Genomic DNA, 26,779 nt, shown 5'->3' with positions numbered 1-26,779 from the left:
TTCGGACAATGCGCTTACTCATTCGGGCTTCCTCACTGCGCATTCTTGAGTTTCGGGTCGAGCGCATCGCGCAGGCCGTCACCCATCAGGTTGATCGCCAGCACGCTGAGCAGAATCGCCAGGCCAGGCAGGCTCACCACCCACCAGGCGCGTTCGATGTAGTCGCGTGCCGAGGCCAGCATGGTGCCCCACTCGGGCGTCGGCGGTTGCACGCCGAGGCCGAGAAAGCCCAGCGCGGCGGCATCGAGAATCGCCGAGGAAAAACTCAGCGTGGCCTGCACGATCAACGGCGCCAGGCAGTTGGGCAGCACGGTGACGAACATCAGCCGTGGCAGGCTGGCGCCGCCCAGTTGCGCGGCGGTGACGTAATCACGACTGCGCTCGCCCATCACCGCCGCGCGGGTCAGGCGCACGTAGGACGGCAGCGAGACGATGGCGATGGCGAAGATGGTGTTGATCAGCCCAGGGCCGAGGATGGCGACGACCGCCACCGCCAACAGCAGCGAGGGCAGGGCCAGCATCACGTCCATCAGGCGCATGATGCTCGGGCCGAGCAGGCGTGGGTAAAAGCCCGCGGCCAGGCCCAGCAGAATGCCGGGCAGCAGCGACAGCAGCACCGAGGCCAGGCCGATCAGCAGTGACAGGCGCGCGCCATGGATCAGCCGCGAGAGCAGGTCGCGGCCCAGTTCGTCGGTACCGAGCAGAAATTGCGCCTGGCCGCCTTCCAGCCAGGCCGGCGGGGTGAGCAGAAAGTCGCGGTACTGCTCGCTGGGATCATGTGGCGCAACCCAGGGCGCGAACAGCGCGCAGAACACCATCAGCAGCATGAACGCGAGCCCGGCGAGTGCGCCTTTGTTGCGTTTGAAGGCTTGCCAGAACTCCTTGAGCGGCGAGGGGTAGAGCAGGCTTGGGTCGAGCGTGGTGGAGGTGGTCATGGGCGCACCTCGCGCAGGGTGGACGACGCTTCACCCGTCCATCGAAGTGTTTTCACGGTGGATGAAAAGAGCGTCATCCACCCTACGCAAACTATGGGCTTATGCATGGCGCTTTCCTTACTGCTGATGGCGAATGCGTGGATTGGCCAGGCCATAAAGGATGTCCACGATGAAGTTGACCAGGATGACCAGGCAGGCGATCAGCAGGATGCCGTTCTGCACCACCGGGTAGTCGCGAGCGTTGATGGCTTCGATCAGCCATTTGCCGATACCGGGCCAGGAGAAGATGGTTTCGGTCAGTACTGCACCGGCCAGTAGGGCGCCGACTTGCAGGCCGAAGACGGTCAGCACCGGCGTCAGCGCATTGCGCAGGCCATGCACGAACACCACGCGCGTTGGCGACAGGCCTTTGGCCCGTGCGGTGCGGATGTAGTCCTCACGCAGCACTTCGAGCATGGCCGAGCGGGTCATGCGGGCGATCACTGCCAGGGGGATGGTGCCGAGCACGATGGCGGGCAGCACCAGATGATGCAGCGCATCGAGGAAGGCGCCTGGCTCGTCGCTGAGCAGGCTGTCGATGAGCATGAAGCCGGTCACCGGCGCGATGTCGTAGAGCAGGTCGATGCGCCCGGAAACCGGCGTCCAGCCCAGGCCGACCGAGAAGAACATGATCAGTAGCAGGCCCCACCAGAAGATCGGCATGGAGTAGCCGGTCAGCGAGATGCCCATGACACCATGATCGAGCAGCGAGCCACGCTTGAGCGCCGCCACTACCCCGGCGATCAGCCCCAGGGTGCCGGCGAACAGCAGCGCGGCCAGGGCCAGTTCGACGGTGGCCGGAAACAGGGTGAGAAATTCCTTCCACACGCTCTCGCGTGAGCGCAGCGACTCGCCCAGATTGCCCTGGGCAAGCTGGCCTATGTAGTCGAAATACTGTGCATACAGCGGCTTGTTAAGACCCAGGCGCTCCAAAGCCTCGGCGTGCATTTGTGGGTCGACGCGGCGTTCGCCCATCATGACTTCCACCGGGTCGCCGGGGATCAGGCGGATCAGCGCGAAGGTCAGTAGGGTGACGCCGAAGAAGGTGGGGATCAGCAGCCCCAGGCGTCTGGCGATGAATGACAACATCAGGCAGTTTTACTCCGTGACGGGATCTGTACGCCTGACTGCATGGCCGGGCGTTGTTGTGGATATTGCTGCGTAGCCCGGATGCAAACCGGGCGACTCGTGGATCGGCCTGTGCGTTGTGGGAGGGGCTTGAGCCGCGACCGTATCGTCGTTAACGCGTCTGCCTCAAGCTCGGTGGGGTGATGCGCCCAGCCCTCGGCACGCACCATCAGACAGTCGTAAGCCGTAGGGGCACGAGTGTAAGACAGCGCTACCGATAACAGGCAGGGGCTTAGGCCGGGCATTAATTGCATTGGCATTCCTGAACGCGGCGCCCTAGCAGGCGCCGCCTGCATCACTTGATGCCGACACCATAAAAGGAGTTCAGGGCGAACGGGCTGATACGGAAGTCCTGCACCTCCTTGCGCATCGGCTGGTACACGGTGGAGTGTGCCAGCGGGGTGATCGGCACCTCGTGCTTGAGTATCACCTGTGCCTGCTTGTACAGCTCGGTGCGCTTGTCCACGTCGGTGGTGCGTTTGGCGGCCTTGACCAGCTTGTCGTAGTCCTCAAAGCACCACTTGGAGAAGTTGTTGCCGTCGACCGCATCGCAGCCGTAGAGGGTGCCGAGCCAGTTGTCCGGGTCGCCGTTGTCGCCGCTCCAGCCAATCAGCATGGCATCGTGCTCACCGGCCTTGGCGCGCTTGAGGTATTCGCCCCACTCGTAACTGACGATGCGTGCCTTGATACCGATTTTGGCCCAGTCGGCCTGCAGCATCTCGGCGATCTGCTTGGCGTTGGGGTTATAAGGGCGCTGCACCGGCATGGCCCACAGGGTGATCTCGGTGCCTTCCTTGACGCCAGCCTGCTTGAGCAGTGCCTTGGCTTTTTCCGGGTCGAAGGCCGGGTCTTTGATGTCTTCGTTATACGACCACTGATTCGGCGGCATGCCGCCCACGGCGAGTTGACCGGTCTTCTGGTAGACCGCATCGAGGATGGCTTGCTTGTTCACCGCCATATCCAGTGCCTGGCGCACTTGCAGTTTGTCGAATGGCGGGTGGGTGACGTTGTAGGCGATGTAACCGAGGTTGAAGCCGGCCTGATCGGGAACCTTCAGGTTGGCATCCTGTTGCAGCGACTCGATGTCCGCCGGGCGCGGGTTCAGGGTGACGTGACATTCGCCCGCCTTGAGCTTCTGCATGCGTACCGAGGCGTCGGTGTTGATGGCGAAGATCAGGTTGTCGATCTTCACGTCATCGGGCTTCCAGTAGTCCTTGTTGCCCTTGTAGCGAATCACCGCATCCTTCTGATAGCGGCTGAATACGAACGGGCCAGTACCGATGGGTTTCTGGTTGATGTCGGCGGCTTTGCCCGACTTGAGCAACTGCTCGGCGTACTCGGCGGACTGGATCGAGGCAAAGCTCATCGCCAGGTTCTGGATGAAGGCGGCGTCCACGGCATTGAGGGTGAAACGCACGGTCATGTCATCGAGCTTCTCCACCTTGGCGATGTTGCTGTCCATGCCCATGTCGGTGAAGTAGGGGAACTCGCTCGGGTATGCCTTGCGAAACGGGTGATCTTTGTCGAGCATGCGTTCGAAGGTGAACAGCACGTCGTCGGCGTTGAAGGTGCGGCTGGGCGTGAAGTATTCGGTGGTGTGGAATTTCACCCCAGGGCGCAGCTTGAAGGTGTAGACCAGGCCGTCATCGGAGACCGTCCAGCTCTCGGCCAGGCCGGGCTCGACCTTGGTGCCGCCACGCTCGAACTGGGTCAGGCGGTTGAAGATGGTTTCCGCTGCCGCGTCGAAATCGGTGCCGGTGGTGTATAGCGCCGGGTCGAAACCGGCGGGGCTGCCTTCGGAACAGAACACCAGGTTGGCGGCGCTGGCGAAGGGGACGCTGGCGATCAGCCCAGCGGTGAACAATGCCTGGATCAGGGCGTTCTTGCGCATCTTGACCTCGTGTTGTTGTGCTTGTTGGCGAGGAACCCCTCATGAGGGCCTCCTGGCAAACTATGCAGGGCATGTGCCCGAGGCAAGTTGCAGACGGGGTTCAGGGCTGTGTTTGCGGCGACTTTGTACGATCGTGTCGCATTTGTGAAATTTGCCGTGAAGATGTGGCAAAGCGCCGCTATTTGCATTGAACGGCGCTGCTTGATGTTGGGGCGAGAGTCAGGGCATCTGCACTTCAATGACGCCATCGGCGCTGACTGTCACCTGGCTGGTACCGGCTTCGATCTGTGGCGTAGGCGCTGCGTCCATTCTCTCCATGGCTTTGGCGGCGTAGGCGCGCATGGGAACCGGCGACTGGAAACCGCCGCTGTTGATGTTCAGGTTGACCAGCTTGTAACCCGTGCCACCGAGGGCTTGCGTGGCCAACTGGGCGCGCGCCTTGAAGGCGTCGATAGCGTCCTTGAGCATGGCGTCTTCGTGGCTCTTGCGGGTGGCCGAGGCGATGCTGAAATCCATGCCGGCCATCTTCATCGATTGCAGCAGTTCGCCGGTCAGGCCGGACAGGCGGGCGAAGTCGGCACTTTCCAGACGGACTTCGGCGCGCTCACGCCAAGCGCTGATCTTCTGGCCTTTGTCATCGTAGACCGGGTAGCTGTTACGGCTGCCCAGCTTGACCGCTATGCCAGCGACCTTGCGCGCCTGTTCCAGGGTTTTGTTGAGCGTGGTGGTGATCTCGGCGGCCAGTTTGGCCGGATCGGCACTTTGCGACTCGGTGTAGAGGGTGACGTGCATCAGGTCATGGGCGACTTCCTGATTCACCTCCGCACGCAGGGCAATCTGGTTGTAGCGCGGCTCGTCGGCGAACAGGGCGCTGCTGGCCAGGCTGGCAGCCATCAGGGTAAGGGCAGTGGCGAGGCGAGGCAGATTTCGCATAAGGCAGTTCCTTTTTCAGTGGCCGTAGTGGCCGTTGCCCGAGGGTAGACGAAGAGGATCAGGGAATGGGGTTAAGTGGTGTGTGTTTTTTGGGGCGCTGGCTCTGATAGCGGGCGTGCCATAAACAGGCGAAGCTACCCGTGCGTCCGGTTGCCGCAGCGGCGTAAGGCCGCGACTGGCTTGGTTATACTCGGCGCCAATCATTGGAGTCGCCATGCTCGAACCCGTCCAGTTACTGTCCGCCAGCCGCCAGAACCTCTGGCGACTGACGCTTATCCGTTTCCTCGTGCTTGCCGCTCAGGCCGGTTCGGTTGGCCTCGCCTATAAATCGGGCGTGCTGCAATTGCCTTGGCTGCAATTGTCGGTGACGTTGGGCGTCGCGCTGGTGCTGTGTCTGGGCACGGCGTTGCGCCTACGTGGGCCTTGGCCGGTCACAGAGGTGGAGTACGCGGTGCAGTTGGCCTGTGATCTGGTGATCCACAGTGTGCTGTTGTACTACTCCGGCGGTTCGACCAACCCTTTCGTGTCCTATTACCTGGTGCCGCTGACCATCGCCGCTGCGATCCTGCCGTGGCTGTTCACCATGGTGTTGTCCGGGCTTGCTCTGGCCGGCTACACCCTGCTGCTGGTGTGGACGCATCCGCTGGAGTTGCCAGCCGCGCGTGAGAGCTTGCTGGTTTATGGCATGTGGTTGAGCTTCGCCTTGGCCGCCGCATTGATCACTTTTTTCGTCGCCAAAATGGCCGAAGAGCTGCGCCGCCAGGACGCGATACGTGCCGAGCGCCGTGAGGAAAGCCTGCGTGATCAGCAACTGCTGGCCGTGGCCACCCAGGCTGCTGGCGCCGCCCATGAACTGGGTACGCCGCTGGGCACCATGAGCGTGCTGCTCAAGGAATTGCGCCAGGAATATTCGGATAAACCGGCACTGCAGGATGATTTGGCCCTGCTCCAAGAGCAGGTCAAACAGTGTAAATACACCTTGCAGCAACTGGTGCGCGCCGCTGAAAACGACCGCCGCCAGGCAGTGGTGGAGCAGTCCTGCGTTGATTGGCTGGAAGCCACTCTTAATCGCTGGCACCTGATGCGCCCTGAAGCCAGCTATCGCTATCAGTGCCTAGGGCGTGGCACTGCGCCGCGCTTGATGCCGCCGACCGATCTGACTCAAGCGTTGCTCAATTTGCTCAACAACGCAGCCGATGCCTGCCCGGACAAGCTCGATATCCGTCTCGACTGGGATCACCAGTGGTTGCGCCTGAGCATCCGCGACCACGGTGCTGGCGTGCCGCTGGCCATCGCCGAGCAGTTGGGCCGCCCTTTCTTTACCACCAAGGGCAAGGGGTTTGGTCTCGGCCTGTTCCTTAGTCAGGCCAGTGTGACCCGTGCTGGTGGTACGGTTAAGTTGTATAACCATGAAGAGGGCGGCACCCTCACCGAATTGAAGTTGCCACGCGTATATGGCGTGGCCTGATTAGGAGGATCCAGCATGAGCGAAGAAGCCCTGTTCGAAGGTGAAGAGCATCCACACCTGTTGTTGGTCGATGACGACCCCACCTTCACCCGCGTCATGGCGCGGGCCATGAGCCGCCGTGGTTTGCGCGTTTCCACCGCCTCAAGTGCAGAAGAAGGTCTGGCGCTGGCCAAGGCTGATCTGCCGGATTACGCCGTGGTCGACCTGAAGATGGAAGGCGACTCCGGCCTGGTGCTGCTGCCCAAGCTTTTGGAGCTGGATGCGGAAATGCGCGTGGTGATCCTCACCGGTTACTCCAGCATCGCCACCGCCGTGGAAGCCATCAAGCGCGGCGCCGCCAACTATCTGTGCAAACCGGCCGATGCCGACGACGTGCTCACCGCACTGCTTTCCCAACATGCCGACCTCGACAGCCTGGTGCCGGAAAACCCCATGTCAGTCGACCGCCTGCAGTGGGAGCATATTCAGCGTGTGCTGGCCGAGCATGAAGGCAATATCTCCGCCACCGCTCGTGCCCTGGGTATGCACCGTCGCACCCTGCAGCGCAAATTGCAGAAGCGCCCGGTACGGCGCTGAGTGTAGGCACGCGTAGGGTGGGCTTTAGCCCACCAGCGAAGGGCGTATTCGGCTTGGGCTTCCTGCGTCGCTGGCGGGCGTCTTGGGCGTGAATCGTGGTGCCGATCTCGGCATGGCCCGGCGGGCTGTTCGCTTTGCTCCTGAGCCCGCCCTACAGCCGACCTATGAGCAGAGTCCGCCGCTGGATCGCGCTTTTCGTAGGAGCGGCTTCAGCCGCGAAGCTTTTGGCTCACCGGCCTGATAGCGGCTGAAGCCCATGCCGCCCAACTGCCCCACGCGAGCGGCTATTGGCGCTCCGTGCCCATAGCCGATAAATGCTTAGCCAGCTAACATAGGTCGTCAGACAACTCTGGTGCCTCATGTTCGCTGTCGCTGCCCAAACCCTCGCCATTACCGCGCCTGTGTTCGCCATGCTGTTTCTCGGCGTGCTGCTCAAACGTCTGCGCTGGATCGACGGTGCTTTCATCGACACCGCCTCAAGCCTGGTGTTTCGCGGCACCATGCCGACGCTGCTGTTTCTCGGCGTGGTCAAGGCCGATCTGGACACGGCCCTGCAGCCTGCGCTGCTGACTTACTTCTTTCTGGGCACTGTCGCCTCGTTCTTCCTGGCGTGGGTATGGGCGATCTGGCGGGTGCCGTTCCAGGAGCGTGGCATCTACACGCAGGGCGCCTTCCGTGGCAACAATGGCATCGTCGGGCTGGCACTGGCGACCAGTATGTATGGTGACTATGGCCTGGCTGTTGGCTCTCTGCTCGCGGCACTGGTGATCCTTTGCTACAACGTGCTCTCGGCCATCGTACTGGCCATCTACACGCCGGGCGTAAAACCGAGTGCCAAAGTCATCACCTTCAGCATCGTGAAGAACCCGCTGATCATCGGTGTGCTGTCGGCAGTGCCTTTCGCTTACTGGCAGATTCCCTTGCCGCAGTGGCTGCTGACTTCAGCGCAATACTTTGCGCAGATGACCCTGCCGCTGGCGCTGATCTGTATTGGCGGCACCCTCAGCCTGGCTTCGTTGCGCCGCAGCAGTGGCGTGGCCATCGGTTCGAGCCTGATGAAGATGGTCTGGTTGCCGCTGCTGGCAACCTTCGGTGCTTGGTTGTTTGGCTTTCGCGGCGCTGATCTGGCGATCCTCTTTCTCTACTTCGCCAGCCCTACGGCGGCCTCCAGCTTCGTCATGGCGCGCGCCGTAGGGGCCAACCATGAGCTGGCGGCGGCGATTATCGTCATTACCACCCTGGCGGCAGTGTTGAGCACTAATGTCGGGCTACTGCTCCTGCAGTGGGGCGGCTGGATCTAGGTGCGCCGCCGCTCCAGATTGTCACGCATGGTTTATGGCTGAAGCGCCTGGCCGCGTTGTTTGTGCCAGGCACGCGCGGCGATCACCAGCAGAGTGATGGCTGTCAGTGGCAAGACGTAGCCGATCATTGCGTCAGCGAAGCTTTGCGCGAACGGTCGCCCTGTGGCGAACAGCACCAGATACAGGGTGTACGCCGCGTAGTAGGCGACGAAGAGCGCGCCTTCCCAGCGGTTGATGCGGTAGCCGCTGAAGAAAATCGGCAGACAGGCCACGGCCACCGCGATCATCACCGGGAAGTCGAAGGCCAGGGCGTTGGCGGCCACTGGAATGGCGTTAGGCGAGACCAGCGAGGCCAGACCCAGCACGCAGAGCAGGTTGAAGATGTTGCTGCCGACGATGTTGCCAACGGCGATGTCGCGCTCACCCTTGAAGGCGGCAATGATTGAGGTAGCGAGTTCCGGTAGCGAGGTGCCGATGGCGATGACGGTCAGGCCGATCACCAATTCCGAAAGGCCCAAGGCGCGGGCCAGTTGCACGGCACCTTCGACCAGCAGGTTGGAGCCACCCACCAGCAGTACCAGACCGGCGACGAGCAGGCCGAGGTTGACTGCCCAGGCGTAGGGTTTGGCGGGTTCGTTGAGGCCGAACTCTTCGGCGAACTCATCGTTCTGCGCGCCTTTGTCCTTGCGTGCGCTGTAGATCAGGAAACCGGTGTAGCTCAGCACGCCGGCGAATAGCAGGGCGCCGTCGAGGCGGCTCAGTTCGCCGTCCCAGGCCAGCGCATAAACCACCAGGCTGGCACCGATCATGATGGGCACGTCGAGGCGGATCAGTTGGCGCGAGACGATCAGCGGCGCGACCAGGGCGGTCATACCGAGGATCAGCAGGACGTTGGCGATGTTGCTGCCGATCACGTTACCGATGGCCAGGTCGCCGCTGCCATTGAAGGCCGACTGCACGCTGACGGCGGTTTCCGGCGCGCTGGTGCCGAAGGCCACCACGGTCAGGCCGATCACCAGTGGCGGAATGCCGAACTGCGCAGCCAGCTTGGCTGCGCCACGCACCAGCACTTCAGCGCCGGCTACCAGCAGCACCAGGCCGGCGATCAGGTACACGTAGGTCATCAGGGTCATTGCGCAGGGGCTCCGGAAAAAGTGCGGCTAGTGTAGCCACGGCCTGTGGTGATGCCAGTGGGGCCGTGCAGTGATTTGTTACAAGCTCTGTTTTAGTCCAGGGCTTCGATGCGTACCGGCACCACGCCGCTACGCAACATATCCAGGCGTTCGGCGGCCGCGCGCGAAACATCAATGATGCGCCCACGCACGAAGGGGCCGCGGTCGTTGATGCGTACCACCACGCTACGCTCGTTGTTGAGGTTGGTGACGCGCACCTGTGTCCCGAAGGGCAGGGTGCGGTGAGCGGCGGTCAGTGCGTTCTGGTTGAAGCGCTCGCCGCTGGCGGTTTTCTGCCCGTGGTGGCGATTGCCGTAATAAGACGCTTCGCCGGTTTCGCTGGTGCCTGAGCCCGCGCCGCCGAAGGTTGAACAACCTCCGAGCAGAGTGAGTGCACCAAGCAGGGCCCAGGCCTGTAGCCTGGCCGTAATCCGGGGGCTGGTGATTTCCCGGATAGCATCCGGGCTACGGATCATCATGGTGGTTATCTCCAGATAAAAAGACGCCGGGCAGGCCCGGCGTCGTTTCGATGAATAATAGAGGCTCAGCTTTCGAGCTTTTTCTTCAGCAGTTCGTTCACTTGTCCCGGATTGGCCTTGCCCTTGGAGGCTTTCATGGCCTGGCCGACGAAGAAGCCGAACATCTTGCCGCGTTTAGCTTCGTCGCTGGCGCGGTACTGTTCGACCTGCTCGGCGTTGGCCGCCAGCACTTCGTCGAGCATCTTCTCGATGGCGCCGGAATCAGTGACCTGCTTGAGGCCCTTCTTCTCGATCACTTCATCGGCGGTTGCGCCTTCACCGGCAGCCAGGGCTTCGAAGACCATCTTGGCGATCTTGCCGCTGATGGTGTTGTCCTTGATGCGCAGAATCATGCCGCCCAGTTGCTCGGCAGACACTGGCGACTGCTCGATCTCCAGGCCCTCTTTATTCAGCAGGCTGGACAGCTCGCCCATCACCCAGTTGGCCGATAGCTTGGCGTCGCCGCAGGCTTTCTCGACCGCTTCGAAGTAGTCGGCCATTTCGCGGCTGGCGCTGAGCACGCTGGCATCGTAGGCGGACAGGCCGAACTGGCTCTCGAAACGCTCGCGCTTCTGCGGCGGCAGCTCGGGCAACTGGCTGCGCAACTCGTCGAGGAAGCTGCGTTCGATGACCACCGGCAGCAGGTCGGGGCAGGGGAAGTAACGGTAGTCGTTGGCTTCTTCCTTGCTGCGCATGGAGCGCGTCTGATCCTTGTTCGGGTCGTACAGGCGGGTTTCCTGCACCACCTTGCCGCCGTCCTCGATCAGCTCGATCTGGCGCTGCACTTCGTGGTTGATGGCCTTTTCGATGAAGCGGAACGAGTTGACGTTCTTGATCTCGGCGCGGGTGCCGAACTCGGCTTGGCCTTTCGGACGTACCGACACGTTGCAGTCGCAACGCAGCGAGCCTTCGGCCATGTTGCCGTCGCAGATGCCCAGGTAGCGGACGAGTGCGTGGATGGCTTTGACATAGGCCACCGCTTCCTTGGCCGAACGGATGTCCGGCTCGGAAACGATTTCCAGCAGCGGTGTGCCGGCACGGTTGAGGTCGATGCCGCTCATGCCCTGGAAGTCTTCGTGCAGGCTCTTGCCAGCATCTTCTTCGAGGTGCGCGCGGGTGATGCCGATGCGCTTGACGGTGCCGTCTTCCAGGGTGATGTCCAGAAAACCCTTGCCGACGATGGGGTGATCCATCTGGCTGGTCTGGTAGCCCTTGGGCAGATCCGGGTAGAAGTAGTTTTTGCGGGCGAAGATATTGCGCTCGCCGATTTCAGCATCGATTGCCAGGCCGAACTGGCAGGCCATGCGTACAGCCTCGGCGTTCAGTACCGGCAGGGTGCCGGGCATGCCGAGGTCGACCAGGCTGGCCTGGGTATTGGGCTCGGCGCCGAAGGTGGTGGCGCTGGCCGAAAAAATCTTCGATTGGGTGCTGAGCTGAGCATGGATCTCAAGCCCGATCACGGTTTCCCATTGCATGTCTTGATCCTTCCTCAGAAGCCGCTCGGTGCGTGTTTATGCCAGTCGCTGACCTGCTGGTACTGGTGGGCGACGTTGAGCAGGCGACCTTCCTGGAAATAGTTGCCGAGCAGTTGCACGCCCACCGGCAGGCCATCGACGAAGCCGGCCGGCATCGACAGGCCGGGGATGCCGGCCAGGTTGGCGGTGATGGTGTAGATGTCTTCCAGATAGGCGGATACCGGGTCGCCACCTTTCTCGCCGATCTTCCAGGCCAGGTTCGGCGTGGTCGGGCCGAGGATCACGTCGACCTCGTTGAAGGCCGCGAGGAAGTCGTTCTTGATCAGGCGGCGGATCTGCTGGGCCTTGATGTAGTAGGCGTCGTAGTAACCGGCGGACAGGGCGTAGGTGCCGACCATGATGCGCCGTTTGACTTCCGCACCGAAGCCTTCGCCACGGGAGCGCTTGTACAGATCCTGCAGGTCCTTCGGGTTTTCGCAGCGATAGCCGAAGCGCACGCCATCGAAGCGCGACAGGTTGGAGCTGGCCTCAGCCGGGGCGATCACGTAGTAGGCCGGGATCGCGTGCTGCATGTTCGGCAGGCTGATGTCCTTGACGGTGGCGCCGAGCTTTTTCAGCTCTTCGACCACTGCCATGACCTTCTCGCCGATGCGCGCGTCGAGGCCGGCACCGAAGTATTCCTTCGGCAGGCCGATGCGCAGGCCGGCGAGCGGCTGGGCCAGCGCGGCCAAGTAATCATCGACCGGTTGATCGACGCTGGTGGAATCCTTCGGGTCGAAACCGGCCATGGCGCCGAGCAGCAGGGCGCAATCCTCGGCAGAGCGGGCCAGCGGGCCGCCCTGGTCAAGGCTGGAGGCGTAGGCGATCATGCCCCAGCGCGAGACGCGGCCGTAGGTGGGCTTGATGCCGGTGAGGTTGGTCAGCGCGGCCGGCTGGCGGATCGAACCGCCGGTGTCGGTGCCGGTGGAGGCCGGCAGCAGGCGTGCGGCCACTGCGGCGGCCGAACCACCCGAAGAACCGCCAGGTACACGGCTGGTGTCCCAAGGGTTCTTCACCGGGCCGTAGTGGCTGGATTCGTTGGCCGAGCCCATGGCGAACTCGTCCATGTTCAGCTTGCCGAGGGTGACGGTGCCGACGGCGGCCAGTTTTTCGACCACGGTGGCGTTGTACGGCGCCTTGAAGCCAGTGAGGATCTTCGAGCCGCAGGAGGTCAGCACGCCTTCGGTGCAAAACAGATCCTTATGTGCGATCGGTGCGCCGAGCAGGGCGCCATCCTCGCCAGCGGCACGGCGGGCGTCAGCGGCCTGAGCCTGAGCGACGGCCTGCTCGGCGGTGACAGTGATGAAGCTGTTGAGCTGCGGATCGAGCTGTTCGATGCGCGCCAGCAAGCTGCGGGTCAGTTCTTCGGCGGAGAATTGCTTGGCTGCGAGGCCCTTGGCGATCTCGGCCAGAGTCAGTTGATGCATGTCAGGCCCTTTCCTTTATTCGATGACTTTCGGCACGAGGTACAGGCCGTTTTCCACGGCCGGGGCGATGGCCTGGTAAGCGTCGCGCTGGTTGTGCTCGGTGGCCGCGTCGGCACGCAGGCGCTGGGTGGCTTCCAGCGGGTGGGCCAGGGGTTCGATGCCCTGAGTGTCGACGGCCTGCATCTGGTCGATAAGGCCGAGGATGTTGTTCAGGGTCTCGGTGGTTTGCGGAATATCGCCTTCATTCAGACCCAGGCGGGCCAGGTGGGCGATTTTTTCCACCTCGGAGCGTTCAAGCGCCATCGGGGTTCTCCAGTGGAAGTGTGATAAAGGGAACAGATCTGCAGGGAACGGATGCCGCAGGCAGACGGTCAAAGGCCGCTATGTGTGGCTGCAAGGCCCGGAAAAACGGGCAATCTACCATATTGCCGCCTTGCTCAAAATCCCTGCCGTTGTTAGAGTTTGCCGCACTTTTTACCTGCGCGTTTTCCGCGCCTGGCCTTCACCCACGCGTTGCCTAGGGTCCCTTCCTAATGTTCAAGAAACTGCGTGGCATGTTTTCCAGCGATCTGTCGATCGACCTGGGCACTGCCAATACCCTTATTTATGTGCGCGAGCGCGGCATTGTTTTGAATGAGCCGTCTGTGGTTGCCATTCGTACTCATGGCAATCAGAAAAGCGTTGTAGCTGTTGGTACCGAAGCTAAACGCATGCTGGGCCGTACGCCTGGCAATATTTCCGCAATCCGCCCAATGAAAGATGGCGTGATCGCTGACTTTAGCGTTTGCGAGAAGATGCTGCAGTACTTCATCAACAAGGTTCACGAGAACAGCTTCCTGCAGCCGTCGCCGCGCGTGCTGATCTGCGTGCCGTGCAAGTCCACTCAGGTCGAGCGCCGTGCCATTCGTGAATCCGCGCTGGGCGCCGGTGCCCGCGAAGTGTTCCTGATCGAAGAGCCGATGGCCGCTGCCATCGGCGCCGGCCTGCCGGTCGAAGAAGCCCGTGGTTCGATGGTCGTCGACATCGGCGGCGGCACCACCGAGATCGCCCTGATCTCCCTCAACGGCGTGGTCTATGCCGAATCCGTTCGCGTCGGTGGCGACCGTTTCGACGAAGCCATCATCACCTACGTGCGCCGCAACTACGGCTCGCTGATCGGTGAAGGCACCGCTGAGCGCATCAAGCAGGAAATCGGCACCGCCTATCCGGGCGGCGAAGTGCGTGAAGTCGACGTGCGTGGCCGTAATCTGGCCGAAGGCGTACCGCGCAGCTTCACCCTCAACTCCAACGAAGTACTCGAAGCGCTGCAGGAATCCCTGGCGACCATCGTGCAGGCAGTCAAAAGCGCCCTGGAGCAATCGCCGCCCGAACTGGCTTCGGACATCGCCGAGCGCGGCCTGGTGCTGACCGGTGGTGGCGCGCTGCTGCGTGATCTGGACAAGCTGCTCTCCCAGGAAACCGGCCTGCCGGTGATCGTCGCCGAAGACCCGCTGACCTGCGTGGCTCGTGGCGGTGGTAAGGCGCTGGAAATGATGGATCGCCACGCCATGGATCTGCTCTCCACCGAGTGAGCCGCGTAGCCGTGGCTACTACCGTGCCGCCTTCGGGCGGCACGCGCATATTCGAGCATTGCAGTACACTCGGCCCTATTTACTGACTGGTTCGCCGTACGCATGATTTCGCGCGCTGTTCAACGCTGTGGCGCACAAGGAGCAGGTTATTAAGCCGCTCTTCGCCAAAGGACCTTCGCTGGGGATTCGCCTGTTGGTGTTTGCCGTGCTCTCGGCTGCGCTGATGGTGGTCGATGCGCGTTTCGAAGCGCTCAAGCCGGTGCGCAGCCAGATGGGTCTGGTGCTGACTCCCTTCTATTGGATGGCCGATTTGCCTGTGCGTGCCTGGCAGAATGCCACGCAGCAAATCTCTTCACGCAATGAGCTGATGGCCGAGAACGAGAAACTCAAGGCCGAAGCCCTGTTGTTGCAGCGTCGTCTACAGAAGCTGGCGACCCTCACCGAGCAAAATGTGCGCTTGCGTGAGTTGCTCAACTCCGCCGCGCTGGTGGATGACGAGGTACTGGTCAGCGAACTGATCGGTGTCGACCCCAATCCTTATACCCACCGCATCCTTATCGACAAGGGTGAGAAGGACGGTGTGTTCCTCGGTCAGCCGGTGCTCGACGCCCGCGGTCTGATGGGGCAGGTGGTGGAGATCATGCCGTACACCGCGCGGGTGCTGCTGATCACCGATAACACCCACAGCATTCCCGTGCAGGTCAATCGCAACGGCCTGCGCGCCATTGCTGTCGGCACTGGCAACCCGGAAAGCCTGGAGCTGCGCCACGTCGCCGATACTGCCGATATCAAGGAGGGCGACCTGCTGGTCAGCTCCGGTATGGGTCAACGCTTCCCGGCTGGCTATCCGGTGGCGACGGTCAAGGAGGTGATTCATGACTCCGGCCAGCCCTTTGCCATCGTTCGTGCCACGCCGACTGCTGCGCTCAATCGCAGCCGCTATCTGCTGCTGGTGTTCTCCGACCGGCGTACGCCGGAAGAGCGCGCCAATGATTCTGCTCAGGCGCAGGAAGCCGCTGACCGCGAGGCGCAGCAGCAGCGTGAAAGCACCACGGCCAGTCAGGCCGAGAGTCCGGGCGAGGCGACTGATGCAGCGCCGCACGCGCCGACGCCCGCTCAGGAGACGCACTGATGGCCGGTACTTATCCCCGTAATGGCTGGGTGATCTGGCTCAGCCTCGGCCTCGCCTTGCTGCTGAGTGTGTCGCCGTTGCCAGAGTTCATGCAGGTTGGTCGACCGCTGTGGGTGGCGCTGTTTCTCACCTACTGGGTGCTGGCTTTGCCGCATCGTGTCGGTATGACCACTGCCTGGGTTCTCGGCTTGGCTCAGGATGTGCTGTTCGGTACGTTACTTGGACAGAACGCCTTGGTGCTGGCGCTGATCACCTTTCTGGTGCTGAGCCTGCACCAGCGCTTGCGGATGTTTCCCATGTGGCAACAAAGCATGGTGCTGATTGTGGTATTCGGCCTGGCGCAATTGGTGCAGCTATGGCTCAGCGCCCTGACCGGGAGTCGCCCGCCGACTCTGGCCTTTATTCTGCCAGCGCTGGTCAGTGCGCTGCTTTGGCCGTGGGTGTGCGTCATCCTGCGCGGCCTGCACGTACGCCTTAACGTCAACTGAGCGCGCTCCACTGCATGGTGGGGCGCCGTTCGCAAAGGAGTCACGCGCATGGCTGAGTTGTTTCTCGCATCCGCCTCACCCCGTCGACGTGAGTTGCTGGCCCAGATTGCTGTGCCTTGCGTCACGCAAATCGCCTCGATAGACGAAACCCCATTGCCAGATGAGCCGCCGGCAGCCTATGTAGAGCGTCTGGCGCGCGGCAAGGCGCACGCCGGGCTGGCAGCTCTGTCGAAACAAACTGACGCTGTGGTGCTTGGCGCCGATACAGCCGTGGTGCTCGACGGCGAAATTCTCGGCAAGCCACAGGATTTCGCTGATTTTCAACGTATGTTACGTGCGCTGAGCGGTCGCACTCATCAGGTGATGACCGCCGTGGCTCTGGTTGGTCAGGCACGCGAAGTGGCCCAGGTGGTGAGCAGTGATGTCACCTTTCGTGCGCTGAGCGATGCCGACATCTCGGCTTACTGGGCCAGCAACGAACCCTGCGACAAGGCAGGCGGTTATGGTATTCAAGGGCTGGCGGCGGTGTTCGTCAGCCGTATCGAGGGCAGTTACTCGGCGGTGGTCGGTCTGCCCTTGTGCGAAACGGCACAGATGCTCGCCGATTTCGGTATTGCCTGCTGGCAGATGCCGACGGCCAATTAACAGGGTTTGCCTCGCCAAGCGGGCAACGAATCCATCGGGATGGATACATGAGCGAAGAAATTCTAATCAATATCACGCCGATGGAATCGCGCGTGGCGGTGGTGGAAAACGGCGTTCTGCAAGAGGTGCATGTCGAACGCACGCAAAAGCGTGGCATTGTTGGCAACATCTATAAGGGCAAGGTGGTGCGGGTGCTACCGGGCATGCAGGCGGCGTTCGTCGATATTGGTCTGGAACGCGCGGCTTTTATCCATGCCTCGGAAATTTCCAGCCGTGAGGGCGCGGCGGTGGAGCCGATCAGTGCGCTGGTGCACGAGGGCCAGAGCCTGGTGGTGCAGGTGACCAAGGACCCCATCGGCAGCAAGGGGGCGCGTCTGACCACACAGTTGTCGATCCCTTCGCGCTATCTGGTGTACATGCCGCGCACCAGCCATCTAGGCATTTCCCTGAAGATCGAGGACGAGGCCGAGCGCGAGCGCCTCAAGCAGGTGGTCGCCGATTGCGTCAGCGCTGAGGGTATCGAGGAGGTGGGTGGCTTTATTCTGCGCACCGCTGCCGAGGGCGCCGGCGCTGATGAAATCCTCATCGATATTCGTTATCTGCGCCGCTTGTGGGATCAGATTTCTGCGCAGGTGCAGACGGCCAAGTCTCCGTCGGTCATCTATGAGGATCTGTCGTTGGCACTGCGCACGTTGCGCGATCTGGTCAGCCTGCGCACCGAGAAAATTCGCGTCGATTCACGGGAAACCTTCGGCAAGATCACCCTGTTCGTCGCCGAGTTGATGCCGGAGATTGCCGACCATTTAGAGCACTACCCTGGCGAGCGGCCTATCTTCGACCTGTACGGTGTCGAGGATGAAGTGCAGCGCGCGCTCGAGCGCAAGGTTCCGCTGAAGTCCGGTGGCTATCTGGTGGTCGATCCGGCTGAGGCGATGACCACTATCGACGTCAACACCGGGGCTTTCGTCGGTCATCGCACACTTGAAGAAACCATCTTCAAGACCAACCTGGAGGCGGCCACGGCCATCGCCCGGCAACTGCGTCTGCGTAACCTCGGTGGCATCATCATCATCGACTTCATCGACATGGTGGACGAAGAGCACCAGCGCCAGGTGCTGCGCACCCTGGAGAAGCAGCTCGAACGTGACCATGCCAAAACCAACATCATTGGCATCACCGAGCTGGGCCTGGTGCAGATGACTCGTAAACGCACCCGCGAGAGCCTTGAGCAGATCCTTTGCGAGCCGTGTAGCGCCTGTCAGGGGCGCGGCAAGTTGAAGACGCCAGAGACCATCTGCTACGAGATTTTCCGTGAGATTCTGCGTGAGGCGCGGGCCTATCAGGCGGAAAGCTATCGTGTGCTGGCCAACCAGAAGGTGGTCGATCGCCTGCTCGATGAAGAGTCGGGCAATGTCGCCGATCTGGAAGCCTTCATTGGCCGCACCATCAAGTTCCAGGTGGAGAGCATGTACTCCCAGGAACAGTACGACGTGGTGCTGCTCTGAGCGCGGGCGCCGAGGTGAACCGCCTCGCCGTGCTGTTCGCGGCGTTGCTGCGCTGGGGCCTGGGCCTGTGTGCGGCGCTGCTGGTGCTTGCCGCACTGTATGTCAGCCTGGGGCGTGAGTTGCTGCCCTTGGTGGCCGAGTATCGTTTGGAGCTGGAAAACCGCGCCACGGCGCAACTTGGCATGCCGGTGCGTATTGGGCGTCTGGAAGGGCGTTGGCAGGGTTTTTCCCCTGTTGTGGTGGCGCACGATGTGCAATTGGGGGCTGAGGCTCAAGGGCTAAGCCTGGAGCAAGTTCAGGTTGTGCCGGATATGCTGGGCAGCCTGCTGGCGCGCGCGCCGCGCATCGCCCATCTGCAAGTGCAGGGGCTGCAACTCAATGTTCAGGAAGATCAGCAGGGCGCTTGGCACGTGCAAGGCTTGCCGCAGCGGCAGACCTCGCCGGACGTTGCCCAGGTGCTGCAACAGTTGCATGTGCTGCAGCGTGTCAGCCTGGTCGATAGTCGTGTGGTGCTGCAGGCTCAAGGGCGTGAGCCACTGCTGCTCAGCTACGTCAACCTGAGTCTGCGCTACGGTGCTTCCAGCCAGCGCTTGGATGGCCGCCTGTTGTTGCCCGACGGCCAGCCAGTGGCCCTGCAGTTGCGCACGCGGTTGCAGCCACAAACGTGGCGCGAGGCGCAGTCCGAGCTCTATCTCAGTCTGCCGCAGAGTGATTGGGCCGCGTGGCTGCCGCCGCGGCTAACCGCTGACTGGAAGCTGCAACGGTTGAGTGCCGGTGGCGAGCTGTGGCTAGCGGCGCAGGGGACGCAACTGCAGCGCGCGGCACTGCGCGTGCATGCGCCACAGGTGCGGCTGAACTATGCCGAGCGTGCGCCGGTGACCGTTGATGATCTCGCCTTCAATGCGTTTTTCACTGGCAATGACGACGGCCTGCACGCGCAGATCGATTCCCTGGCCCTGAGTCACGGAGAGCAGCGCTTGGGTGAGGTGCATCTGGCTCTGGACGGTAGCGGTGAGGGTGAACAGAAGCAGTGGAAGCTGGCGGCTGACCGTATCGAACTGGCTGCTTGGTCACCGCTGGTCGAGGCGCTCGCGCCCATGCCCGAGGCGGTGCACGAGGCCCTGGTCGCTCTGGCGCCGAAAGGTAGCGTGAGCAATCTGCATCTGGATTACCGCCCTGCGTTGAGCGGCCCTGAACGCTTGCAGTTCGCCGCCAATCTTGAGCAGGTCGGCTTTGCTGCTTATCACGGAGCCCCAGCGGCGGAAAATGTCAGCGGTAGCATCGGCGGCGATCTGCAGCAGGGCGAGTTGCGCCTCAATGCTGAGGACTTCGCTCTGCATCTGGATCATTTTTTTCCCGAGCCCTGGCGTTACCGACATGCTCAAGCGCGTTTGGCCTGGCGTTGGAACGATGAAGGCGTGACGCTGATCAGCCCTTACATGCGCCTGGATGGCGAGGAAGGGCAATTAGCTGGCGATATGCTGATCCGCTTGCTGCGCGACCCTGAGGCCGAGGACTACATGGATCTGCGTGTGGGCCTGCGCGATGGCGATGCGGCCTACACCCGCAAGTATCTGCCGACGCGCTCACCGGCGATGAGCGAGGCCTTGAGCCAATGGCTGCAGAGCGCCATCAAGGGCGGCAAGGTGCAAGAGGGCTACTTCCAGTATCAGGGTTCGATTCGCAAGGGCGATCCGCGCGAAGCGCACAACATGAGCCTGTTCTTTCGTGTCAGCGATGCCGAGTTGGCGTTTCAGCCCGGCTGGCCAGCTCTGCGTGAGGGGCGCGGTGATGTGCTGATCGAACCCGACGCGGTGCGCGTGCGCTTGCAGCAAGGGCGCTTGCTTGACAGCACGGTCAGTGACGTCACAGCCGATATTGCTCTGCTGCACGATGGCAAACCGCCGCGTCTGAAGCTTGAGGGCGATGTACGAAGTAGTTTGCCGGATGCTCTCAAGTTGCTGCAGCAAGTGCCGCTGGGGACACAGAAAGTGTTCGCCGGTTGGCAGGGCGAGGGGCCACTGGCAGGTCGCCTGAATCTCGATATCCCCTTGCAGAAAGGACAAATGCCAGGTGTGGTGGTGGATTTCGCTACCGAAGGTGCGAGCCTGAAACTGGCTAACCCGGATTTGCAGTTGAGCCAGATTGAGGGCGCCTTTCGTTTCAATAACGCCAGTGGCCTGAGTGCACCTAAGGTCAGTGCTCAGGTATTCGGGCGTCCGGTGAGTGGCAGTATCAGCGCCCAGGGCTCGCGCGGGCAGGGGCGTACGCTGTTCGATCTGCGCGGCCAGGTTCAAGTGACGGCCTTGCAGAAGTGGCTCAAGGCTCCTTCGAGTATTCCTGTTTCGGGCTTGCTGCCTTACCGGCTACGTTTGACGCTCGATGGCGACGATAGCCTGTTACGTGTTGATTCCACGCTACGCGGCGTCGCTGTCGACCTGCCTGCGCCTTTTGGCAAAGCGGCAAATGAGAGTCGCCATGCCGATTGGCGCATGACCTTGGCTGGGCGTGAACGGCGCTACTGGGCGCAGTACGGCGAGCTGGCGAGTTTGAGTCTGGCCTCGCCGCCGAGCGCCTTGACTCAGGGGCGTGGCGAGTTGGTGCTGGGCGGTGAGGAGGCGCGCTTGCCGACCGAGCCCGGTCTGCGTGTGCGCGGGCGTTTGGTCGAGCTGGATCTTGCCGCCTGGCAGCAAGTGGGTAGCAAGCATCAGGTGTCGGTCGATGCCGACAGTCAGCGTTTGCTCAAAAGTGCGCAACTGGATATCGGGCGCTTCCACGGCTTCGGCCAGGATATCGAGAATATCCAGGTCGGGCTGCGGCGCGCTGGACAGGCCTGGGCGCTGCAACTCGATAGTGCACTGGCGGCTGGCCAGGTGCTGCTGCCCGATGCCGATGGCGCACCCATCGGCATCGATATGCGTTACGTGAAGTTGCCTGCGCCCGAGCCCAGCCAGGACAAGAGTGCGTCAACGGTCGACCCGCTGGCAGGTGTTGATCCGCGCAAGATCCCAGCCCTGAATGTGCATATCGACCAGGTCTGGCGTGGCGATAAAGTGCTTGGCACCTGGTCGCTGCAAGCACGGCCTGAAAAGCAGGGCGTGCGTTTCGACGCGCTGGATCTTGACCTGCAGGGATTGAAGATCGGCGGCACTATCGGCTGGCATGGCGAGCCTGGCAACACTCGTACTTGGTACAAAGGGCGCTTGCAGGGCAAGGAACTGAACAAGGTGCTGCTGGCCTGGAATTATGCGCCGAGTGTCACCAGTGAGAGCTTTCGCGTGGATGTCGATGGTAACTGGCCGGGCTCGCCCGCCTGGTTCTCGCTCAAGCGTTTCTCCGGCAATCTCGATCCATCGCTGCGCAAGGGGCAGTTCGTCGAGGTGCAGGGTTCGGCCCAAGCGCTGCGAGTGTTCGGTCTGCTCAACTTCAACTCCATTGGCCGCCGCTTGCGCCTGGATTTCTCCGATTTGCTGGGCAAGGGGCTGAGCTACGACCGGGTCAAGGGTAACCTGCAGGCGACCGATGGCCTGTTCGTCACGCGTGAGCCGATTACCCTGACCGGGCCGTCGAGCAACCTGGAGATCAATGGTCATCTCGATATGAACGATGATCTGATCGATGCCAAGCTGCTGGTGACCTTGCCGGTGACCAACAACCTGCCGCTGGCTGCGTTGATCGTTGGCGCTCCGGCAGTGGGTGGGGCGCTGTTCATCGCCGACAAGCTGCTGGGTGACAAGGTGGCGCGCTTTGCCAGCGTGCAGTACGACGTCAAGGGGCCTCTGCAGGAGCCCAAGATCACCTTCGACAAACCGTTCGAAAAGCCGCAATGATGCAGCGCATTGGCGTAGTCTGTGCCCAGGCGAACCCGTCGCGTACAAGGGCATACCCATGAATCTCGCAGTAATTCAGATGGTCAGTCAGGACGATGTGTTGACCAATCTCAGACTGGCGCGTCGCATGCTGGAACGCGCCGCTCAGGGAGGCGCTCGTCTGGTCGTACTGCCGGAGAACTTCGCGGCGATGGGGCGGCGTGACCTGGCTGCCATCGGCCGTGCCGAGGCGCTCGGTGAAGGCCCTATCCTGCCTTGGTTGAAGCAGGCCGCTCGTGACCTCAGCTTATGGATAGTGGCCGGCACGCTGCCGCTGCCGCCCGATGACGATGCTGAGGGCAAGCCACGGGCGTGCTCCTTGTTGATCGACGAGCAGGGCGAGCGTGCCGCGCGTTATGACAAGTTGCATCTGTTCGATGTCGATGTGGCCGACAGCCGTGGCCGTTATCGCGAGTCGGACGACTTCGCCCATGGCCAGCGCATTGTCGTGGCCGATACTCCGGTCGGGCGGTTGGGCCTGACGGTGTGCTATGACTTACGTTTCCCCGAGCTGTTTGGCGCCTTGCGTGAGGCCGGTGCCGAGTTGATCAGCGTGCCGGCCGCCTTTACCGCCGTGACCGGCGCTGCGCACTGGCAGGTGCTGACCCGCGCCCGCGCCATCGAAACACAGTGCTACCTGTTGGCTGCCGGACAGGGCGGTGAGCACCCCGGCCAGCGTCTGACCTTCGGCCATTCGGCGATCATCGACCCCTGGGGCAAGGTGCTGGCCGAGCAGGAACAGGGCGAGGCTGCCCTGCTGGCTTCGCGCGATGCCGCCGAGCAGGCAGCCATTCGCCAACGCATGCCGGTGCAACAGCACCGCCGATTATTTTCATCGGACGTACCGCGTCCGATCGTTGTGGAGTGATCATGAATACGATGTTGCAATCCGTCAGCGAGCACCTGCTCGCCCCCGGCAATCTGACCCTCGATAGCCTGAGCGCTGTGCTCGGCGAAGTCGCCGGGCCGGGCATCGATGCCGCCGATCTGTATTTCCAGAGCCAGGTCTCGGAAACCTGGGTGCTGGAGGATGGCATCGTTAAGGAGGGCAGTTTCAATCTCGACCAGGGCGTCGGTGTGCGCGCCCAGTCCGGCGAGAAAACGGGTTTTGCCTACAGCAATGCCATCAACCTTGATGCCTTGAGCCAGGCTGCGCGTGCGGCGCGCTCTATTTCCCGTGCGGGGCAGGAAGGCCGTGTGCAGGCTTTCGTCAGCCCGCAGGTGACGCAGCTCTACGCGGAAGGTAATCCGCTGGATGTGATGAGCCGCGCCGAGAAGGTCGAGTTGCTGCAGCGCATCGACCGCGCCACGCGCGCGCTGGATCCGCGTATCAAGCAGGTGACCGTCAGCCTGGCTGGCGTCTGGGATCGCATTCTGGTCGCTGCGCATGATGGCAGCCTGAGTGCCGATATCCGTCCGCTGGTGCGCTTCAATGTCAGTGTCATCGTCGAGCAGAACGGTCGTCGCGAGCGCGGCGGCCATGGTGGCGGTGGGCGTACCGATTACCGCTATTTCCTCGAAGAGGATCGCGCCATGGGCTATGCCCGCGAGGCGCTGCGCCAGGCGCTGGTCAACCTCGAAGCCATTCCCGCACCGGCCGGCACGCTGCCGGTGGTGATGGGCGCCGGCTGGTCCGGCGTGCTGCTGCACGAGGCGGTCGGTCATGGCCTGGAGGGCGATTTCAACCGCAAGGGCAGTTCGGCCTACAGCGGCAAAGTGGGCGAGAAGGTCGCTTCCAGCCTGTGCACCATCGTCGACGACGGCACCCTGGCCGGGCGCCGGGGTTCGCTCAGCGTCGATGACGAAGGCACCCTGACCCAATGCACCACGCTGATCGAGAACGGCGTGCTCAAAGGCTACATGCAGGACAAGCTCAATGCGCGCCTGATGGGCGTGGCGGCTACCGGTAATGGCCGTCGCGAATCCTACGCACACCTGCCGATGCCGCGCATGACCAACACCTACATGCTGGCCGGTGAGAGTGACCCTGAAGAAATCATCCGTTCGGTGAAGAAGGGCATCTACTGCGCCAACCTCGGCGGTGGCCAGGTGGACATCACCAGCGGCAAGTTCGTGTTTTCCACCAGCGAGGCCTATCTGATCGAGGACGGCAAGATCACCGCGCCGGTCAAGGGCGCCACGCTGATCGGCAATGGGCCTGAGGCCATGAGCCGGGTGTCCATGGTCGGTAACGATCTGGCGCTGGACAGCGGCGTCGGCACCTGCGGCAAGGACGGCCAGTCGGTGCCGGTAGGCGTGGGCCAGCCGACGCTGAAGATCGACGCGATCACCGTGGGCGGCACTGGCGCATGAAGCAGCCGCTTTTACCTGCGGCCTGTAGCTTGCGGCCTGCAGCCGCTTCTAGCAGACCGTTGAAAAACGTAGGCGAGGCAGCCAGTGCAATACCGATGGCGGCCCCGCAAAAACAGGCGAAAAAGCGGAGTTTACGCGTTGTAAATGAGCATTTTGATCGGACTCGCGCACGAGCCTGTTTTTAACGCAGCAATGGCAACGCAGGTAGTTTTTCAACAGCCTGCTAGCGCAGGCCGCGCTGGATTTCGTCCAGCTCGCGGATGTACTTGAACACCTTGCGCGCAGCGGCCGGTGGCTTGTTGCGCGCGGCTTCATGCTGGGCATGACGGATCAGCCCGCGCAGGTGTTGGATGTCGGCCTCGGGGTAGAGTTCGACGAAGCTTTCCAGGGCACTGTCGCCTTCGCCGATCAGGCGGTCGCGCCAGCGTTCGAGGGCATGGAAGCGCTCGTTGTATTCGCGGGTGGAGCTGTCCACCTGGTCGATCAGGGCGAGGATCGCCTCGACATCCTGTTCACGCATGAGTTTGCCGATGAACTGGATGTGGCGTTTACGCGCGGCGTTGGCCGTGTGCTTAGGCGCTTCGGCCAGAGCGCGGCGCAGGGCGTCGGTCAGCGGCAGCTTGGCCAGTAGATCCGGTTTGAGTGTCGTCAGGCGTTCGCCGAGATCCTGCAGGGCATGCAGTTCACGTTTGACCTGGGATTTGCTCTTCTCCAGAGAGAAGTCGTCATAGGAGTCAGACATGGGGTGGGTCCAGAGGGAAACGCTGCCATGATAACAGCAGCGGCAGGCTTCAGGCTTCAGGCTTCAGGCTGCTGGCGAAGAGCGGGGTAGGTGTTTTTCTTGTAGCTTGAGGCTTGTAGCTTGAAGCTGCTTTTTTAGGAGAGGTTATGAGTGACGTAGAACGGATCGGGCCACAGGCTCTGCCGGCGCTGCAACAGCAGGTCGAAGCCATTCTTGCCGAGGCCGCACGCCAGGGCGCCAGTGCTTGCGAGGTGGCGGTTTCCGCAGGCCAGGGGCTTTCCACCACTGTGCGCCAGGGGGAGGTGGAAACCGTCGAGTTCAACCGCGACCAGGGCTTTGGCATCACGCTCTATGTCGGCCAGCGCAAAGGCTCGGCAAGCACGTCGGCCACTGGTGAGGCGGCGATTCGCGAGACAGTGGCGGCGGCTTTGGCCATCGCTCAGCATGCCAGCGAGGACGAGTGCGCCGGCTTGGCCGATGCAGCCTTGATGGCGCGCGAGTTGCCGGAGTTGGATCTTTACCATCCCTGGTCGATCACGCCCGAGCAGGCGGTCGAGCAGGCGCTGAGTTGCGAAGCCGCTGCCTTTGCCGCTGATGCGCGGATCAAGAATGCTGATGGCACCAGCCTCAACACCCACCAAGGCTGCCGCGTATACGGTAATAGCCATGGCTTCATTGGCGGCTATGCCAGTACCCGCCACAGCCTAAGCTGCGTGATGATCGCTGAAGGCGAGGGGCAGATGCAGCGTGACTACTGGTATGACGTCAACCGTCAGGGTGAACTGCTGGCCGATGCCGTGGGCATTGGTCAGCGCGCGGCTGAGCGTGCGGTCAGTCGTCTCGGCGCGCGCCCGGTGCCAACCTGTGAGGTGCCGGTGCTGTTCGCCGCCGAACTGGCCGGTGGGCTGTTCAGTCATCTGTTGGCGGCGATCTCGGGCGGCAATCTGTATCGCCATTCCTCCTTCCTCGAAGGCGCGCTGGGCCAGCGTCTATTTCCTGAGTGGCTGAGTCTCGACGAGCGCCCGCATCTGCCGCGCGCGCTGGGTAGCGCGACGTTCGATGGCGACGGCCTGGCTACTTACGCCAAGCCTTTCGTGGATAAAGGCGAACTGGTTTCCTACGTGCTCGGCACCTATTCCGGGCGCAAGCTGGGGCTGCCGAGCACCGCCAACTCTGGTGGTGTGCACAACCTGTTCGTCACCCATGGCGATGAAGACCAGCAGGCGCTGATTCGTCGCATGGGACGTGGGCTGCTAGTCACCGAGCTGATGGGGCAGGGGTTGAATCTGGTAACGGGCGACTACTCTCGTGGCGCTGCCGGCTTCTGGGTGGAAAATGGCGAGATCCAATTCCCCGTGCAGGAAGTGACCATCGCCGGCAATCTGCGAGATATGTTCCGGCAAGTTGTCGCGGTCGGTCGCGATCTGGAGCGACGTGGCAACATCTGTACCGGCTCGGTGTTGATCGAACGGATGACGGTCGCCGGTAGCTGATCCATCCCCTCAGGCTCGGCCAGCAACAGGCCGAGCCTACCTTTTTGATAAAACCCGCACTTTCTGTGTATTGATTATTTTTCTCAAAAGAGAATAAATATCATTATCGGATAGGCGGG

Annotated in this window: 22 protein-coding genes; 12 read left to right on the top strand and 10 right to left on the bottom strand. The window is 62.2% G+C overall.

Annotated elements, in window-relative coordinates; translation table 11 throughout:
* Positions 1-32: 32 nt before the first annotated feature.
* The 4 genes from AERO9A_RS08880 to AERO9A_RS08865 form a co-directional block, all read right to left on the bottom strand.
* Complete coding sequence (locus tag AERO9A_RS08880; RefSeq protein ID WP_159971535.1) at positions 33-935, bottom strand: ABC transporter permease subunit; 903 nt, start codon at positions 933-935, stop codon at positions 33-35.
* 117 nt (positions 936-1,052) lie between these two features.
* A complete protein-coding gene (locus AERO9A_RS08875; protein WP_159971534.1) occupies positions 1,053-2,063 on the bottom strand; it encodes an ABC transporter permease subunit in 1,011 nt (336 codons plus the stop codon).
* A 334-nt stretch (positions 2,064-2,397) separates the two neighbouring features.
* The gene (locus tag AERO9A_RS08870; protein ID WP_159971533.1) at positions 2,398-3,993 is read right to left on the bottom strand and encodes an ABC transporter substrate-binding protein; all 1,596 of its coding nucleotides are present in this window, start codon (positions 3,991-3,993) and stop codon (positions 2,398-2,400) included.
* Positions 3,994-4,212: 219 nt separating this feature from the next.
* Positions 4,213-4,926, bottom strand: a complete 714-nt coding sequence (locus AERO9A_RS08865; protein ID WP_159971532.1) for an SIMPL domain-containing protein — start codon at positions 4,924-4,926, stop codon at positions 4,213-4,215.
* 214 nt (positions 4,927-5,140) lie between these two features.
* On the opposite strand from AERO9A_RS08865, the gene AERO9A_RS08860 reads away from it, so the two are divergent.
* The 3 genes from AERO9A_RS08860 to AERO9A_RS08850 all read left to right on the top strand — a co-directional run bounded on the left by AERO9A_RS08860 (position 5,141) and on the right by AERO9A_RS08850 (position 8,271).
* Positions 5,141-6,394 carry an ATP-binding protein gene (locus AERO9A_RS08860; protein WP_159971531.1) on the top strand — a complete coding sequence of 418 codons (1,254 nt, stop codon included), beginning with the start codon at positions 5,141-5,143 and terminating at the stop codon, positions 6,392-6,394.
* 15 nt (positions 6,395-6,409) lie between these two features.
* The gene (locus tag AERO9A_RS08855; protein ID WP_159971530.1) at positions 6,410-6,970 is read left to right on the top strand and encodes a response regulator transcription factor; all 561 of its coding nucleotides are present in this window, start codon (positions 6,410-6,412) and stop codon (positions 6,968-6,970) included.
* Positions 6,971-7,329: 359 nt separating this feature from the next.
* The gene (locus AERO9A_RS08850) at positions 7,330-8,271 is read left to right on the top strand and encodes an AEC family transporter (protein ID WP_159971529.1); all 942 of its coding nucleotides are present in this window, start codon (positions 7,330-7,332) and stop codon (positions 8,269-8,271) included.
* A 32-nt stretch (positions 8,272-8,303) separates the two neighbouring features.
* On the opposite strand, the gene AERO9A_RS08845 is transcribed toward AERO9A_RS08850, so the two are convergent.
* The 5 genes from AERO9A_RS08845 to gatC form a co-directional block, all read right to left on the bottom strand.
* Complete coding sequence (locus AERO9A_RS08845) at positions 8,304-9,404, bottom strand: calcium/sodium antiporter (protein WP_159971528.1); 1,101 nt, start codon at positions 9,402-9,404, stop codon at positions 8,304-8,306.
* 92 nt (positions 9,405-9,496) lie between these two features.
* Complete coding sequence (locus AERO9A_RS08840; RefSeq protein WP_159971527.1) at positions 9,497-9,922, bottom strand: septal ring lytic transglycosylase RlpA family protein; 426 nt, start codon at positions 9,920-9,922, stop codon at positions 9,497-9,499.
* 65 nt (positions 9,923-9,987) lie between these two features.
* On the bottom strand, positions 9,988-11,436 hold the full coding sequence (gene gatB / locus AERO9A_RS08835) for an Asp-tRNA(Asn)/Glu-tRNA(Gln) amidotransferase subunit GatB (RefSeq protein WP_159971526.1): 1,449 nt from the start codon (positions 11,434-11,436) through the stop codon (positions 9,988-9,990).
* A gap of 14 nt (positions 11,437-11,450) precedes the next feature.
* Positions 11,451-12,902 (bottom strand): Asp-tRNA(Asn)/Glu-tRNA(Gln) amidotransferase subunit GatA, encoded by a 1,452-nt coding sequence (gatA, locus tag AERO9A_RS08830; RefSeq protein ID WP_159971525.1) that lies wholly within the window; start codon positions 12,900-12,902, stop codon positions 11,451-11,453.
* A 15-nt stretch (positions 12,903-12,917) separates the two neighbouring features.
* Complete coding sequence (gene gatC / locus AERO9A_RS08825; protein ID WP_159971524.1) at positions 12,918-13,205, bottom strand: Asp-tRNA(Asn)/Glu-tRNA(Gln) amidotransferase subunit GatC; 288 nt, start codon at positions 13,203-13,205, stop codon at positions 12,918-12,920.
* A 230-nt stretch (positions 13,206-13,435) separates the two neighbouring features.
* Here gatC and mreB point away from each other — a divergent pair, with 230 nt between their 5' ends.
* The 8 genes from mreB to tldD all read left to right on the top strand — a co-directional run bounded on the left by mreB (position 13,436) and on the right by tldD (position 24,425).
* Positions 13,436-14,473 (top strand): rod shape-determining protein MreB, encoded by a 1,038-nt coding sequence (mreB, locus tag AERO9A_RS08820; RefSeq protein WP_159971523.1) that lies wholly within the window; start codon positions 13,436-13,438, stop codon positions 14,471-14,473.
* A gap of 196 nt (positions 14,474-14,669) precedes the next feature.
* Positions 14,670-15,605, top strand: a complete 936-nt coding sequence (gene mreC, locus AERO9A_RS08815) for a rod shape-determining protein MreC (protein WP_372239656.1) — start codon at positions 14,670-14,672, stop codon at positions 15,603-15,605.
* Positions 15,605-16,093 (top strand): rod shape-determining protein MreD, encoded by a 489-nt coding sequence (gene mreD, locus AERO9A_RS08810; RefSeq protein ID WP_159971521.1) that lies wholly within the window; start codon positions 15,605-15,607, stop codon positions 16,091-16,093. Before mreC ends, mreD begins: the two co-directional genes overlap by 1 nt.
* A 48-nt stretch (positions 16,094-16,141) precedes the next feature.
* Positions 16,142-16,738 carry a nucleoside triphosphate pyrophosphatase gene (locus AERO9A_RS08805; RefSeq protein ID WP_159971520.1) on the top strand — a complete coding sequence of 199 codons (597 nt, stop codon included), beginning with the start codon at positions 16,142-16,144 and terminating at the stop codon, positions 16,736-16,738.
* A gap of 47 nt (positions 16,739-16,785) precedes the next feature.
* Positions 16,786-18,243, top strand: coding sequence for a ribonuclease G (rng, locus tag AERO9A_RS08800; RefSeq protein ID WP_159971519.1), 1,458 nt, complete (start codon positions 16,786-16,788; stop codon positions 18,241-18,243).
* Positions 18,244-18,257: 14 nt separating this feature from the next.
* Positions 18,258-22,073: a YhdP family protein gene (locus AERO9A_RS08795; RefSeq protein ID WP_159971518.1), complete on the top strand. Its 3,816-nt coding sequence runs from the start codon at positions 18,258-18,260 to the stop codon at positions 22,071-22,073.
* A gap of 58 nt (positions 22,074-22,131) precedes the next feature.
* Positions 22,132-22,980 carry a carbon-nitrogen hydrolase family protein gene (locus AERO9A_RS08790; protein WP_159971517.1) on the top strand — a complete coding sequence of 283 codons (849 nt, stop codon included), beginning with the start codon at positions 22,132-22,134 and terminating at the stop codon, positions 22,978-22,980.
* 2 nt (positions 22,981-22,982) lie between these two features.
* The gene (gene tldD, locus AERO9A_RS08785) at positions 22,983-24,425 is read left to right on the top strand and encodes a metalloprotease TldD (protein WP_159971516.1); all 1,443 of its coding nucleotides are present in this window, start codon (positions 22,983-22,985) and stop codon (positions 24,423-24,425) included.
* A 223-nt stretch (positions 24,426-24,648) separates the two neighbouring features.
* Here tldD and yjgA read toward each other — a convergent pair whose 3' ends face one another.
* Positions 24,649-25,167, bottom strand: coding sequence for a ribosome biogenesis factor YjgA (yjgA, locus tag AERO9A_RS08780; RefSeq protein ID WP_256665883.1), 519 nt, complete (start codon positions 25,165-25,167; stop codon positions 24,649-24,651).
* A gap of 146 nt (positions 25,168-25,313) precedes the next feature.
* On the opposite strand from yjgA, the gene pmbA reads away from it, so the two are divergent.
* Complete coding sequence (gene pmbA / locus AERO9A_RS08775) at positions 25,314-26,660, top strand: metalloprotease PmbA (protein ID WP_159971515.1); 1,347 nt, start codon at positions 25,314-25,316, stop codon at positions 26,658-26,660.
* The last annotated feature ends 119 nt before the right edge of the window (positions 26,661-26,779 follow it).

It is taken from the genome of Pseudomonas sp. 8Z, assembly GCF_902506535.1.
Lineage (GTDB): Bacteria > Pseudomonadota > Gammaproteobacteria > Pseudomonadales > Pseudomonadaceae > Aquipseudomonas.
The sequence above is the reverse complement of the archived record's forward strand: the minus strand, read 5'-3'. Positions and strand labels throughout refer to the sequence as shown.

What these genes read in the sequence shown, in the direction of transcription:
- AERO9A_RS08880 (WP_159971535.1), bottom strand. Translation starts at nt 935, where the DNA reads ATGACCACCTCCACCACGCTCGACCCAAGCCTGCTCTACCCCTCGCCG.
- AERO9A_RS08875 (WP_159971534.1), bottom strand. Translation starts at nt 2,063, where the DNA reads ATGTTGTCATTCATCGCCAGACGCCTGGGGCTGCTGATCCCCACCTTC.
- AERO9A_RS08870 (WP_159971533.1), bottom strand. Translation starts at nt 3,993, where the DNA reads ATGCGCAAGAACGCCCTGATCCAGGCATTGTTCACCGCTGGGCTGATC.
- AERO9A_RS08865 (WP_159971532.1), bottom strand. Translation starts at nt 4,926, where the DNA reads ATGCGAAATCTGCCTCGCCTCGCCACTGCCCTTACCCTGATGGCTGCC.
- AERO9A_RS08860 (WP_159971531.1), top strand. Translation starts at nt 5,141, where the DNA reads ATGCTCGAACCCGTCCAGTTACTGTCCGCCAGCCGCCAGAACCTCTGG.
- AERO9A_RS08855 (WP_159971530.1), top strand. Translation starts at nt 6,410, where the DNA reads ATGAGCGAAGAAGCCCTGTTCGAAGGTGAAGAGCATCCACACCTGTTG.
- AERO9A_RS08850 (WP_159971529.1), top strand. Translation starts at nt 7,330, where the DNA reads ATGTTCGCTGTCGCTGCCCAAACCCTCGCCATTACCGCGCCTGTGTTC.
- AERO9A_RS08845 (WP_159971528.1), bottom strand. Translation starts at nt 9,404, where the DNA reads ATGACCCTGATGACCTACGTGTACCTGATCGCCGGCCTGGTGCTGCTG.
- AERO9A_RS08840 (WP_159971527.1), bottom strand. Translation starts at nt 9,922, where the DNA reads ATGATGATCCGTAGCCCGGATGCTATCCGGGAAATCACCAGCCCCCGG.
- gatB (WP_159971526.1), bottom strand. Translation starts at nt 11,436, where the DNA reads ATGCAATGGGAAACCGTGATCGGGCTTGAGATCCATGCTCAGCTCAGC.
- gatA (WP_159971525.1), bottom strand. Translation starts at nt 12,902, where the DNA reads ATGCATCAACTGACTCTGGCCGAGATCGCCAAGGGCCTCGCAGCCAAG.
- gatC (WP_159971524.1), bottom strand. Translation starts at nt 13,205, where the DNA reads ATGGCGCTTGAACGCTCCGAGGTGGAAAAAATCGCCCACCTGGCCCGC.
- mreB (WP_159971523.1), top strand. Translation starts at nt 13,436, where the DNA reads ATGTTCAAGAAACTGCGTGGCATGTTTTCCAGCGATCTGTCGATCGAC.
- mreD (WP_159971521.1), top strand. Translation starts at nt 15,605, where the DNA reads ATGGCCGGTACTTATCCCCGTAATGGCTGGGTGATCTGGCTCAGCCTC.
- AERO9A_RS08805 (WP_159971520.1), top strand. Translation starts at nt 16,142, where the DNA reads ATGGCTGAGTTGTTTCTCGCATCCGCCTCACCCCGTCGACGTGAGTTG.
- rng (WP_159971519.1), top strand. Translation starts at nt 16,786, where the DNA reads ATGAGCGAAGAAATTCTAATCAATATCACGCCGATGGAATCGCGCGTG.
- AERO9A_RS08790 (WP_159971517.1), top strand. Translation starts at nt 22,132, where the DNA reads ATGAATCTCGCAGTAATTCAGATGGTCAGTCAGGACGATGTGTTGACC.
- tldD (WP_159971516.1), top strand. Translation starts at nt 22,983, where the DNA reads ATGAATACGATGTTGCAATCCGTCAGCGAGCACCTGCTCGCCCCCGGC.
- yjgA (WP_256665883.1), bottom strand. Translation starts at nt 25,167, where the DNA reads ATGTCTGACTCCTATGACGACTTCTCTCTGGAGAAGAGCAAATCCCAG.
- pmbA (WP_159971515.1), top strand. Translation starts at nt 25,314, where the DNA reads ATGAGTGACGTAGAACGGATCGGGCCACAGGCTCTGCCGGCGCTGCAA.